The sequence below is a fragment of the Vannielia sp. genome (assembly GCF_029212645.1).
GTDB lineage: Bacteria > Pseudomonadota > Alphaproteobacteria > Rhodobacterales > Rhodobacteraceae > Vannielia.
The window spans coordinates 1-13,254 of the sequence record NZ_JARGND010000060.1; the positions used below are offsets into that span (position 1 = coordinate 1).

General features: G+C 64.0%; 9 protein-coding genes and 2 tRNA genes. 7 read left to right on the top strand and 4 right to left on the bottom strand.

The features are described 5' to 3' along the window. Positions 1-173: 173 nt before the first annotated feature. Entirely contained in the window at positions 174-404 is a 231-nt protein-coding gene (locus P1U55_RS14290) for a hypothetical protein (protein WP_301048298.1), read from the bottom strand. A 67-nt stretch (positions 405-471) separates the two neighbouring features. Beyond that, positions 472-3,927: an AAA family ATPase gene (locus P1U55_RS14295; RefSeq protein WP_301048299.1), complete on the bottom strand. Its 3,456-nt coding sequence runs from the start codon at positions 3,925-3,927 to the stop codon at positions 472-474. Positions 3,928-4,117: 190 nt separating this feature from the next. Between P1U55_RS14295 and P1U55_RS14300 the strand changes: the two genes are divergently transcribed. After that, positions 4,118-4,579, top strand: a complete 462-nt coding sequence (locus P1U55_RS14300; RefSeq protein ID WP_301048300.1) for a GNAT family N-acetyltransferase — start codon at positions 4,118-4,120, stop codon at positions 4,577-4,579. Positions 4,580-4,589: 10 nt separating this feature from the next. Here the strand turns inward: P1U55_RS14300 and P1U55_RS14305 are convergent, their stop codons facing one another. Together P1U55_RS14305 and P1U55_RS14310 are read right to left on the bottom strand one after the other, a co-directional pair. Then, positions 4,590-6,302, bottom strand: a complete 1,713-nt coding sequence (locus P1U55_RS14305; RefSeq protein ID WP_301048301.1) for a thiamine pyrophosphate-binding protein — start codon at positions 6,300-6,302, stop codon at positions 4,590-4,592. A gap of 126 nt (positions 6,303-6,428) precedes the next feature. Then, on the bottom strand, positions 6,429-6,827 hold the full coding sequence (locus P1U55_RS14310; RefSeq protein ID WP_301048302.1) for a hypothetical protein: 399 nt from the start codon (positions 6,825-6,827) through the stop codon (positions 6,429-6,431). A 300-nt stretch (positions 6,828-7,127) separates the two neighbouring features. Between P1U55_RS14310 and P1U55_RS14315 the strand changes: the two genes are divergently transcribed. The 6 genes from P1U55_RS14315 to P1U55_RS14340 form a co-directional block, all read left to right on the top strand. After that, a complete protein-coding gene (locus P1U55_RS14315; RefSeq protein ID WP_301048303.1) occupies positions 7,128-8,303 on the top strand; it encodes a lytic murein transglycosylase in 1,176 nt (391 codons plus the stop codon). Between the two features lie 57 nt (positions 8,304-8,360). Next, positions 8,361-9,590 (top strand): tryptophan synthase subunit beta, encoded by a 1,230-nt coding sequence (trpB, locus tag P1U55_RS14320; protein WP_301048305.1) that lies wholly within the window; start codon positions 8,361-8,363, stop codon positions 9,588-9,590. A gap of 201 nt (positions 9,591-9,791) precedes the next feature. Next, positions 9,792-9,861, top strand: a tRNA-Val gene (locus P1U55_RS14325). Positions 9,862-9,864: 3 nt separating this feature from the next. After that, a tRNA-Ile gene (locus P1U55_RS14330) sits at positions 9,865-9,932 on the top strand. A 412-nt stretch (positions 9,933-10,344) separates the two neighbouring features. After that, positions 10,345-11,484 (top strand): SPFH domain-containing protein, encoded by a 1,140-nt coding sequence (locus P1U55_RS14335; RefSeq protein WP_301048306.1) that lies wholly within the window; start codon positions 10,345-10,347, stop codon positions 11,482-11,484. 170 nt (positions 11,485-11,654) lie between these two features. Further along, a partial coding sequence (locus P1U55_RS14340; protein ID WP_301048307.1) for a DEAD/DEAH box helicase occupies positions 11,655-13,254 on the top strand: 1,600 nt, incomplete at its 3' end.

Below are 13,254 nucleotides of genomic sequence, written 5' to 3' on the forward strand. Positions count from 1 at the left end.
CTTCTCTCCTCGAAAGTCAGGCGCAAGGAGAATGGCGCGGGCTTCTTCTTTGGCTGCTTTCCCGCTATCGCATTGAAACTATTGTCTGATGTGCTCATCGTCGCACCTCAGATCGCTTAGATCATGTTGTGCGAGATGGGTTTCCCATTCGAGAAGGACGTCAAACAGAGAGTTCAAACTATCTCTCTGTAACTGCACCATTTCGTTTTTCCAAGAACATCCCCTAAGCAATTGAAGGCGAACGCTAATTCAGGAGCGGCATACACCGCATTCTTGCTGTCGCGCGGCTTCGCAAACACCGATCCGAGCACCGTCTGGCGCATCGCGATGTCGCGATTTTTCCAGAGATGTCTTGGGTTTGACGGGGGCTTGGTCTGCCAATCAGCTGTTGGTTTGCGGCCCATCGGTTATGTAAGCCTGCTTTTTGGCTCAACGGCGCTCTGCCCGCCGCAACTTGCAAAACCACATGGCTTACGCGACCAGCGCTTCGGCCTTCTTCAGGTCCACGCTCACAAGCTGGCTAACCCCTTGTTCTTGCATGGTAACGCCAAAAAGGCGGTCCATCCGGCTCATCGTTACGGCGTGGTGGGTGATGATCAGGAAGCGGGTGTCGGTGCGCCGTGTCATCTCGTCGAGCAGATCGCAAAACCGGGTGACGTTCGCGTCATCCAAGGGGGCGTCGACCTCATCCAAAACACAGATCGGCGCCGGGTTTGCGAGGAAGACCGCAAAGATCAGCGCCATCGCCGTCAGGGTCTGTTCGCCGCCCGAAAGCAGGCTCAGGGTCGATAGCTTTTTGCCCGGCGGCATACACATGATCTCTAGGCCCGCATCCAGCGGATCGTCGCTTTCCACCAGTTCAAGGCTGGCTTCGCCGCCGCCGAACAAGTGCCTGAAAAGAAGGGTGAAGTTTGAGTTCACTTGCTCAAATGCGGTGAGCAGGCGCTCGCGGCCTTCCTTGTTCAACCCGGCGATTCCATTGCGCAAGGCGCGGATCGCTTCCTCTAGGTCGGCCTTTTCCTTGACCAGTTCACCGTGCTCGGTTTCCACCTCCTTGGCGTCTTCCTCGGCCCGCAGGTTGACCGCGCCCAGCGCATCACGCTGGCGGCGCAGGCGGGCCAGATCGTTTTCCAACGCTTCGGAGGAGGGCATGTTTTCGGGATCCACGCCAAGGCTTTCGAGCAGGCTGTCCGGGGCACATTCCAGCTCCTCGCGGATGCGCTCCTCGGCCAACTGCCGCGCCTCGGCGGCCGCCTCCATCCGGGCCTGCGCGGCCGCACGGCCCTCACGCAACTCCCCGGCCACCTTCGCCGCCTCCCGCTCCGCCGCTTGGGCCTCACGCCAAGCGCTCTCGGCCTCGGCCAGAGCATCGGCAGCGGCCTTGCGGCGGGCTTCGGCTTTTTCGAGCGCATCCATGAGGTTCGCCTCGCGCGCCTCGATCTCTTCGGGGGCCGCTTCCGCTGCTTCCAGCTCCTCGATCATGCTCTCTTTGCGGTCGGCCAGCTCGTTTGAGCGGCTCTCGGCATTGGCCAGGCGCTCCTCCCAATTGGCGATGTCACGCGTGATCTCCTGGCCCCGGCGCACCCGTGCCTCGCCCATCCGGCGCACCTCGTCCTGCACCGCCCGGCGCGACAGCATCTCGCGCCGCGCGTCTTCTACCGCCGCCCGTGCTTCTTCTACGCCCGCGCGCTCGGCCTCAAGGTCGGGCAGTTCGGCCATCGCGGCCTCGGCCTCTTCCAGCCGTTGCCGGGCCTCGGCGGCCTCTTGCGAGTTGCGCGCCACGGCCATTTCGGCGGCCTCAAGCCTGGTCGCCGCCATCGAGGCTTCGCTCTCGGCGCGTGACAGCGCGCGCGAGGCCTCGGCCATGGCGGTATCGGCCTCACGCCGGGCTGCGCGCGCGGCCCTGTCGGCCTCGGTGATCCGGGCCAGATCGGCGGTGAGCAAGGCATGGGCCTGCTTTGCCCCAAGCGCCCGCGCCTCGGCCTCTTCAAGATCAAGTTTCAATTCTTCCAAGCGGTTAAGCTGCTGAAGGCGCATCGCGGCAGCGGTTGGTGCATCGTCAGAGCCAGCGCGAAAGCCATCCCAGCGCCAGAGATCGCCCTCAACAGAGACCAGCCGCTGGCCGGGCTTCAACTCGGCCTGGCGCGCCGCGCCTTCCTCGCCCGAAACCAGCCCAACCTCGCCCATCCGGCGCTTCAAGACATTCGGCACAGCCATGTAATCGGCCAGTGGACGGATGCCGCCGGGCAGGCCTTGCGGGTGCGGATAATCCGGCAGCGCCACCCAGCCCGAGGGGGCCTCATCATCCACCGATGGCGCTTGCAGATCATCGGCCAAAGCCGCGCCCAGCGCCTTTTCATAGCCCTTGTCCACCGAGATCTGGTCGAGCACCTGTTCGCCCTCGCCTGCCTCGCGGGCCACCAGCCGCGCCAGCGCCGTCATCTCGGCTCTCAGCGCGCCCGCCTCGCCCTCCGCCGCGCTGGCCTCGGAGCGGGCATCAACCTCGCGCGATGCCAGTTCGCTGCGGGCCTCATCGGCCTCTTCCAGCGCCGCCTCGGCGGCTTCGGCGCGCTCGGCGGCCTCTTCACTGGCCTGCATCGCGGCCTCTACAGCCGCCTCGGCGGTGAGCTTGCGGTCACGCGCGGCATCGGCCTGGCCCATCGCATCGCCGGCCTGGCCCGCGTGTTTATCGACCGCGCTGCGCGCCTCTCCCAGCATCCGCTGCGCCGATTGGTGGCGGGCTGCAAGCCGTGCCACATCCTCGGTTTTTTCGGCAAGGTCCTCTTCGACCCCCTGCAAATGCGCCGCCGCCTGACGGGCCGCTTCCATGGCCTCTTCGAGCTTGCCCTCATGGCCATCGCTGGCCTTGGTCAGCTCTTCAGCCTCCCATCGCAGGCGCTCCACGGTTTCGCCCGCATCCCGGTTGAGGCCCTCTTCGCGCTCAATGTCGCGGGTCATCTGCTCGATCCGGGCGCGCAGCGTATCAATCGCCGCTTCCGCGCGGGACGCCTCTTCGCGCAGGCCGCCGCGCTCTACCTGAAGCCGCTGCACCACGGCGGCGGCAATCGCCTCTTCTTCGCGCAATCCGGGCAGGGCCGCGTCTGTCTCGGCGCGCTGCTTTTCTGCCGCCAGAACCGCCCGTTCCGCCGCAGCCGCTGCCGCCACGATCTCACGATGCGCCGCGCCAGAGCCAGCCATCAGCTCATCTGCCTCGCGCCAGCGGCGATAGAGCAGCAAGCCCTCGGCCTGGCGCAGATCGGTGCCGATCTGGCGATACCGTGCCGCCTGCCGGGCCTGCCGGGCCAGTTGCGCCAACTGCGTGGCAAGCTGCTCGATCACATCGTCCACGCGGCTCAGGTTCTGCTCGGCACCGTTCAGCTTGAGCTCGGCTTCGTGGCGCCGCTGATACAGCCCCGAAATGCCTGCCGCCTCTTCCAAAATCCGCCGCCGTGCCTTGGGCTTGGCGTTGATCAACTCGCTGATCTGGCCCTGGCGCACCAGCGCCGGGCTGTGCGAGCCGGTGGAGGCATCGGCAAACAGCATTTGGATGTCGCGCGCGCGCACGTCACGGGTGTTGGCCTTATAGGCCGATCCGGCATCGCGGGTGATGCGGCGCACAACCTCCAGCACGTCGCTGTCGTTGAACCCGGACGGCGCGAGGCGCTCGCCGTTATCAATATGCAGGGAAACTTCGGCGAAATTTCGGGCCGGGCGTGAGGCGGCCCCGGCGAAGATCACATCTTCCATGCCGCCGCCGCGCATCGCTGTCGGGCGGTTTTCGCCCATCACCCAGCGCAGGGCCTCGAGCAAGTTGGATTTGCCGCAGCCATTGGGGCCGACAACGCCGGTCAACCCGTCCGCGATCACCAGATCGGTCGGGTCAACGAAGCTTTTGAAGCCGTTCAGTTTGAGCCGGGTAAAGCGCAAGTTTGCCGCGTTCCTGTCCGTTCGCCTTCACACCAAAGGGGCGATTCCCCCGGTTGATCCATGTTTGGGAGCATCGGTGGCCCTGTCAATCAGCATCTTGGCGGCAAGCACGGGTTATCCACAAGATATAGGCGTTTCACCGCTTGCCCCACCGCTTGACCCGCCCGCGAAAGGCACCAAACTCTGCCCCATGTCAGAGATCACCGTAACCCAAAGCAACCCGCTGGAGCCAGAGGCGCTGGCCCTGCTGAAAGCCAGCCACGCGCTGATGCAAAGCCTATTCCCGCCGGAGGACAACTTTTACCTTGAGCCAGAGGCGCTTACCGCCCCTGATGTGGTGTTTTTCACCGCCCGAAAGGACGGTAAAACCCTTGGCACCGGCGCCCTGGCCACGCGGGAGGGGTATGGGGAGGTGAAATCCATGTTCACCCATGAAGACGCGCGCGGGCTTGGGGTTGGGGGGCGAATTTTGGCGGCCATCGAACTGGAAGCGCGCGCGCAGGGTTTGCCCATGCTCAAGCTCGAAACCGGCAACACGCTCTATGCTGCTCACCGGCTTTACGAGGCTGCGGGCTTTACCCGCTGCGCCGCATTTGGGGATTATCCCGATGCCGCAAGCTCGATCTTCATGGAAAAACGGCTGACCGATTAGGCCAGAGCGCTTACTTGCTTTCACCCACTTCGCGGGTCTGGCTCAGGGTCATCCCGGTGGACAGCGCCTCGGGGTCAACCAACAGCTCAATCACCGCCATGCGCCCGCTGGCCTGCGCCCGCACAAAGGCCCCGGCAAACTCTTCGCTGCGCTGCACCCGTTCGCCATGGCCACCGTAGGCGCGGGCCAGCGCGGCAAAGTCGGGATTGGCCAGATCGGTGCCCGAAACCCGGCCCGGAAAGCTCTTTTCCTGGTGCATTCGGATGGTGCCATAGCGGCCATTGTTGACCACCACCGCAATCACCGCCGCACCATGCTGCATGGCCGTTGACATCTCGTTGAGGGTCATCTGGAAACAGCCATCCCCGGCCATGGCCACCACTGTGCGCTCGGGGAATGCGAGCTTGGCGGCAATGGCGGCGGGCAGGCCATAGCCCATGGAGCCGGAGGTTGGCGCGAGCTGGGTGCCGTATTGCTTGAAGCAGAAATACCGATGCAGCCAGGCGGCGTAGTTGCCCGCGCCATTGGTCAGGATCGCATCCTCTGGCAGGTTGTCCGAGAGCCATGTGACCACCTGCTCCAGCTTCACCGCGCCGGGGGTTTCCTTGGGCCGGACCCAGCGCTCATAGGCCATCCGGTAATCCGCCGTCCACTGGCGCTTTTCGCTGCGCGGGCGCACACTTCGGGTGAGCTTGGCCAGCACCACGGGGGCATCGGCCACAAAGGGCAATTGCGCCGGGTAAACCTTGCCGATCTCGCCGGGATCGGGGTGCACATGGATGATCCGCTTGGCCGGGTTGGCGGGATCAATCAGCTTGTAGCCCCCGGTGGTGATATCGCCCAGCCGGGTGCCCAGCGCGAGGATCAGATCGGCTTGGCGCACCGCATCGGCCAGCGCCGGGTTCATCCCCACGCCAAGATCGCCGATGTAGTTGGGGTGGCGGTTATCAAGGTAGTCCTGCCGCCGGAAAGGCACCGCAACCGGCAGGTCAAGCGCCTCGGCGAAGCGGCCAAGATTGGCAGCAGCTTCGCCGCTCCACCCCGGCCCACCGGCGATCACCAGCGGGCGGTGGCTGCGCTCTATCTGGTGGATCACAAGCTCGGCAAAGTTCGAGCCTTCGGGCGAGGTGTAAAAGGCATCGTCAGGGCGGTCAGGCACATCCACCTTATCGTGCAGCATGTCCTCGGGCAGGCTCAGCATCACCGGGCCGGGGCGGCCCGACGTGGCCATTCGGAAGGCACGGTCAACATATTCGGGGATACGCGCGGGATCGTCGATCTCGGCGGACCATTTGACCAGCGGCGCGAACATGGCCTTGAGATCAACCTCCTGAAAGGCATCCCTGTCACGGTCGCCACGCTCGATCTGGCCCACGAACGCCACCAGTGGCGTGCTGTCATGCCTCGCCACATGCAGCCCCGCGCTGGCATTTGCCGCACCGGGCGCGCGGGTGACAAACAGCACCCCCGGCTCTGGCCCGATCTTGCCCTGCGCCTCGGCCATCATCGCAGCGCCCCCCTCCTGGCGGCACACGATATTGCGGATCCCGGAGCCAACCAGCCCATCGAGCACTGGCAAAAAGCTTTCACCGGGCACCGAAAACACCCGCTCGATGCCCCGCAGCACCAGTTGATCCACCAAAACCTGCCCCCCGTGGCGCAGGCTTTCAGGGCGCGGCGTGGCGGCGGGCTTGGGGCTTTTGAGGGGCACGACGGTCTTCATCAGGGGCAAGCTTTTCGCATCAATTCGGGGGCTGGGCCGTGGTGGGGGCCACCCCTCCAATAGAGGGGATTCGTCTTAGCCTGAGCCATCCGGGCCGTGCGGGCAAGCCTGCATCGCGCCAAGTGCCTAATGCTGGAGCGTTTCGGCCTCTGGCTCGGGGTCAAAGCCGCCGCCATAATGCTCCACCATGGCCGAGAGATCATCCAGTTTGGTTTCTGTGCGCAGGTAGGCACAGGCATTGGCCGCGATCGAAAAGATCGACCCGTCTGAAAAGAAGTTGGTGTCAGTGACAAAAATGATCCGCGCCTCGGGCTGGCGATATGAGGCATAATCGGCCACAGCCAGCGCCGATCCCTGCTCCAACATGATGTTGAGCACGATCACCTGAACAGGGGTGTCGCCGCGCAGCGCTTCAATCGCGTTGTCCTGATCATGCACGAGAACCACCTCGCAGCCCTGACGCGCAAGATGCCGAGCCCAGATTGCTCCAAGCTCATCGTTCGCTTCTACGATGAGTACCCTCAAGTCTGCCTCTCGTCCCGGTTAACCCGAGCGCAAAACCCCCGAGGCGGACTTTGGCTCGAAATAATTAAAAAAACGTTAAGTCGTGTCCCTAAAGGGTTAACTTATTGACCGGAAAAGCAACCCTCACCGGGCTAATATTCACGTAAGCCGCTCATTTGACTCCGCAGGGGTGAAACCCCAAGAGATAATACCCGCATAACGGGCAGAATCGGCCTGTTTTGTTTTGGTCTGGCAGGGCTTTGCTCTGCCGTGCCGCTCAGATAGGGTCCGGCGCAGCCCAAACGCCTGAAGGAAAACCCGATGCGCCGCCTCTTTCTACCCCTTGCTGCCCTTGTTTTGCTCGCTGCACCCGCGCTGGGAGCCGCCCCTTGCGGCGGGGACTGGGGGGCGTTCAAATCTGGGCTGGTTGCCGAAGCGCCGCAGCATGGTGTGCCTGCCGATCTGGCGCAAAAGTTCCTTGCCGGCGTGCGGCAAGACAAGAAGGTGCTCAAGGCGGATCGCGCGCAGGGGGTTTTCACCCTGCCGTTCGTGGATTTCTCCCGCCGGATCATCTCGCAAAGCCGGATTAACAACGGCCGTGCAAATGCCAAAAAATACGACAGGGTGTTTGACCAAATCGAGCAGCGCTACGGCGTTTCACGCGGCGTGCTTTTGGCGTTTTGGGCCTTTGAAACAGATTTTGGCGCGGTGCAGGGCAACTTCAACACCGCAAACGCGCTGGTGACGCTGGCCCATGATTGCCGCCGCCCCGAACTGTTTCGCCCGCAGGTTTTTGCGGCGATGAAGCTTTACGCCAAGGGCGATCTTGACCCGGCGCGCACCACAGGCGCCTGGGCGGGCGAGATCGGCATGGTGCAAATGCTGCCCGCCGACATCCTGGAAAACGGGGTTGATGGCGATGGTGACGGCCATGTCAGCCTTAAAACCTCCCCCGCCGATGCGCTGATGTCGGGCGGCAAGATGCTGCAATCGCTTGGCTGGCGCGCGGGTGAGCCATGGCTGCAAGAGGTGAGCGTGCCGAGCAATCTCGACTGGTCGAAATCCGGGCTCGACCACACCATGCCCGCCGCAAAATGGGCCGCCATGGGGGTGAAACCACGCTCCGGCCAGCTTGCCGCCAACCTGCCCGCTTCGCTGGTGCTACCGCAGGGGCGCAAGGGGCCCGCCTTCCTCGCCTACCCGAATTTCCGGGTTTATTTTGAGTGGAATCAAAGCTTCACCTACGTCACCACCGCCGCCTATTTTGCCACCCGCATCATGGGCGCGCCGGTGTATAACGCAGGCAATGCGGAGCCGGGGCTTTCCGACAAGCAGATGAAATCACTTCAAAAGAAGCTCGCCGCACGGGGCCATGATGTGGGCCGGGTTGATGGCATCCTTGGGGCCAAAACCCGCGACGCCGTGCAAAAGGAGCAACTGCGCCTTGGAATGCCCGCCGATGCCTGGCCCACTGTCACCCTTCTGAAAAAGCTCTAGCTTGCTGCGCACGGCCCAAGCCAATAGAACGCCGACACATTCAAAGGAGCCTGCCCGATGAACGATCTCTTCAACAGCTTCATGACCGGCCCCGACGAAAAGGGCCGTTTTGGCGATTTCGGCGGGCGGTTCGTTTCGGAAACGCTGATGCCGCTGATCCTCGAACTGGAGGAGCGTTACGAGCACGCCAAAACGGATCCCGAGTTTTGGGATGAGATGAATTACCTGTGGAAGCACTATGTGGGCCGCCCCTCGCCGCTGTATTTTGCCGAGCGGCTGACCGAGCATCTGGGTGGCGCGAAGGTGTACCTCAAACGTGATGAGCTGAACCACACGGGCGCTCACAAGATCAACAATGTGCTCGGCCAGATCATCCTTGCGCGGCGCATGGGCAAGACCCGCATCATCGCCGAAACCGGCGCCGGGCAGCATGGCGTGGCCACCGCCACCGTTTGCGCCAAGTTCGGGTTGAAATGCGTTGTTTACATGGGCGCGCACGATGTTGAGCGCCAGCAGCCCAATGTCTTCCGCATGCGGCTTCTGGGGGCCGAAGTGGTGCCTGTGACCTCCGGGCGCGGCACCCTCAAGGACGCGATGAACGACGCGCTGCGCGACTGGGTGACCAACGTGCGCGATACCTTCTACTGCATCGGCACCGTTGCCGGCCCGCACCCTTACCCGGCCATGGTTCGCGATTTTCAGGCGATCATCGGCAAGGAAACCCGCGAGCAGATGATGGAGGCCGAGGGCCGCGTGCCCGATAGCCTCGTTGCCGCCATCGGCGGCGGCTCCAACGCGATGGGCCTGTTCTTTCCGTTCCTCGATGACAAGGAAGTTGAGATCATCGGCGTTGAGGCGGGCGGCAAGGGCGTGAACGACAAGATGGAGCACTGCGCCTCGCTCACCGGTGGCCGACCCGGCGTGCTGCACGGCAACCGCACCTATCTGCTACAGGATGACGACGGACAAATTCTTGAAGGCTTCTCGATCAGTGCGGGCCTCGATTATCCCGGCATCGGGCCAGAGCACTCGTGGCTGCACGAAACCGGGCGCGCCAAATACGTGGCGATCACCGATAAGGAGGCGCTCGAAGCCTTCCAGCTGTGCTGCGAGACCGAGGGGATCATCCCCGCGCTGGAGCCGTCGCATGCGCTGGCCTATGTGATGAAATACGCGCCGACCCTGCCGAAAGATCACATCATCTGCATGAACATGTGTGGCCGCGGCGACAAGGATATCTTCACCGTCGCCAAGGCGCTTGGCGTTGATATGTCGGCGACGGATTAAGCGATCTCCTCTCCCCGTGCTGTTGCCGCCGCGCCACAGCACGGGATGTGACAAAATATTTCACACAAGAGAATCACCAGGGCCGCCTATATGGCATCTCCCGTTTGTAACGGTCGGAGTTCAGCGGTTCGGGCTTTTTGCCCGTCCGGTGCGGTTGGCCCTGCCATTGCCGTATGCCGAACCCGGCGCAGCCCTGCGGGATGGACTGTAGCTCAGAGGTAGAGCGCCGGGTCACCCCCGGAGGTCGTGGGTTCGATTCCCATCAGCCCACCACGATGTAGCTCATCCGGGTAGAGCACCAGACTTATAATCTGGGTGTAGCGGGTTCGATTCCCGCCATCACTTTGGCCTCAAAAGCCACCAGTTTCAGGTACTGGCTGCCGCGAAAGCGGCGCATCACTACGGGGTCCGGGGCCGCTTTGTTGGGTGGCTTCATGCCAAACCGGCGCCTTCGGGCAAAGGGGCGGCAAGGGCCCGCCCGACCCTGGCCTTGTGCTGGCGGCGGGTGACGGAACGGGCCGATGCGGGCCGGGTTCGGGGCATTTCGATGCGCCGCACACCCCAGCCGCATCACGCCACTCCCTCTCCCCGTGTCGTCCGCGCCCGGCCATGGCAGGGGCGGCTCCGGGCTCCACCCTATTACGCTCCCGCAAAGGGGCATCACACCTGCCACCCATCCGGGTGCAACCCAATGAAACCACAAGGAGATCGCTCTTGCGACGACGATAAGGAAGAGAGACGGAAGGAAGAGACAATGTTGATGACGATTTACAATCTGCTTACGGGGCGCACGCGCGTGACCGTGAAGGAAACCGAACGTTTGCTTGTGCTCAAGGACGGGCGCTATGCCGATATCCTCGGGCCGGGGCGCCACACCCTGCGCCGGTCTGGCACCGAGCTGATCCGCTATGAGCTGCCCGCCAATGGCACCTTCGCCTCTTCCGAGTGCGACGCGCTAAAGCGCGCGCGCGCCGATCTCTTTGACGCGCACTTCCTGCAAGAGGCCGCCGCCGAAGGCGAGGCGGTGCTTATCTCCCGTGATGGGCGGCCCGCGCGGCTGCTCTCCCCCGGTGATCTTGTGACCCTGTGGAAAGCCGCCGGGCCCTGGGAGGTTGAGCGCATCGTGCTTGATGCCGCCCTTGTGCCCGCCGCCTTGGCCAAACGGCTGGAAGCGGCTGGCATGACCGGCAGCTTCACCACCGTCACGGTGGCCGAGGCGCATGTCGGGCTGCTTTCGGTTGACGGGGCGCTCACGGGTGAGCTTGCGCCGGGGGCCTATCGCCTTTGGGCGTTCGGGCCGAAGGCTGCGGTGAAGGTGGTTGATCTGCGCTGGCGGGCTCATGAGGTTATCGGTCAGGACATCCTGACCCGTGACCGGGTGACGCTGCGGGTGAACCTCACCGCGACCTACCGGGTGAGCGACCCCAGGCTGGCGGTGACGTCTACGCTTGGTTTCGAGCAGGCGCTCCACCGGGCGCTCCAGCTTGCCTTCCGCAAGACCCTCGGGGCGCTCAGCCTCGATGATCTGCTGGCCGACAAGGTTGCCGTTGACGCCGCCGCCGCCGATGCGGTGCGCACCGAGATGGCGGCGCTTGGGCTTGAGGTTGCGGAAATCGCTTTGAAGGATGTGATCCTTCCCGGCGAGATGCGCGAAATCCTCAACCGGGTGGTCTCTGCCGAGAAGGAGGCCGAGGCCAATGTGATCCGGCGCCGCGAAGAAACCAACGCGGTCCGCTCGCTGCATAACACCGCCAAGGTGATGGCCGACAACCCGGTCATGCTGCGCCTGAAAGAGCTGGAAGCGCTGGAAACCATCGCCAGCAAGGTTGAGCGGCTGACCGTGCACAACGGAACGGCGGGGCTGCTCGACGATATCGTGAAGCTGCGCGACTAGGCACAGCGGGCCGCCCGGGGACCCCTCCGGGCGGCCATTCCTTTACCACCCGGTGCATTCGCCCATATACACGCCCGCCCGATTGCACTAGGAAGCCCTCTTTCTTGCCCTGCCCTCCCGGCGGGCCGTGGTGTTTTGCGCCGCGTCGACTTCCCAGATCGGTTGTTTTCATGATCCAGACCCTCTCCGATGCGCTCGCCGAGCGCGGCTATGATGCGCTCACTCCCGTTCAGGAGGCCGTCACCAACCCCGAGTTGAACGAGGCCGACCTGCTGGTTTCGGCGCAAACAGGATCGGGCAAAACGGTGGGCTTTGGCCTTGCGATCGGCCCGACCCTGCTGGACGAGAGTGGCCGCTTTGGCCCCGCCAGCACCCCGATGGCCCTTGTCATCGCCCCCACCCGCGAGCTGGCCTTTCAGGTGAAGCGCGAGCTTGAGTGGCTTTATGCCAAGGCCGGGGTGCGCATGGCTTCCTGCGTTGGCGGCATGGACATGCGCGATGAACGCCGCGCGCTTGAGCGCGGGGCGCATATCGTTGTGGGCACGCCGGGCCGCTTGCGCGACCACATCCAGCGCGGCTCGCTTGATATGACAGGCCTGCGCGCCATTGTGCTCGACGAGGCCGATGAGATGCTTGATCTGGGCTTTCGCGAAGACCTTGAATTTATGCTCGGCGAGGCCCCCGAGGATCGCCGCACCCTGCTGTTTTCCGCCACCGTGCCGCCGATGATCGCCAAGCTGGCCACCCAGTACCAGCGCGATGCCGTGCGTGTGACCACCGTTTCCGAGCGCAGCCAGCACGCCGATATCGCCTATCAGGCGCTACGGGTGGCGCAAAACGATGCCGAGAACGCCATCATCAACGTGCTGCGCTACCACGAGGCCGAAAACGCCATCGTGTTTGCCAATACCCGCGCCACCGTCAACCGGCTCACCGCCCGCTTTGCCAACCGCGGCTTTTCGGTGGTGGCGCTGTCGGGCGAGCTTAGCCAAACCGAGCGCTCCCATGCGCTGCAAGCCATGCGGGACGGGCGCGCGCGGGTCTGTGTGGCCACCGATGTGGCCGCGCGTGGCATTGACCTGCCCAAGCTGGAGCTGGTGATCCACGCCGAACTGCCCTCCAACCCCGAGGGGCTTTTGCACCGTTCCGGCCGCACCGGGCGCGCCGGGCGCAAAGGCATATCCGCGCTGATCGTGCCGCCGCGCGTGGCCAAGAAGGCCGAGCGCTTGCTCAAGATGGCCCGCGTCACCGCCGAGTGGACAACCGCCCCCGGTGCCGAAGAAATCCTGCGCCGCGACGAAGAGCGCCTGCTGGAAGATCCCACATGGTCGGCAGAAATCACCGAAGACGAGGCCGCCTTCGCCAGCCGCCTTTTGGCCGCGCAATCGCCTGAGGCCGTTGCCGCCGCCTACTTGCGCCTTTTCCGTGAGCGCCACTCCGCCCCCGAAGAGCTTTCGGCCCCCGATGCCCGCGCCGAGCCGCGCGAGCGCAAGCCGTTTGGCCCCAGCGCATGGATCGCCCTTTCGGTGGGCCGCGATGAGCGCGCCGAAGCACGCTGGCTTTTGCCGCTGCTCTGCCGCGCTGGCGGGTTGACCAAGGACGACATCGGCGCAATTCGCGTGCAACAAAATGAAACCTACGTCGAGCTGACTGAAAAAAGCGTAAACAACTTTCTCAATGCGCTGTCGGATGATGGCACGCTTGAGAATGATGTTAAGGCCCGCCGCTTTGAGGGCACCCCTGATGTGGGCCGCCCCTCCGGCCCAAGCA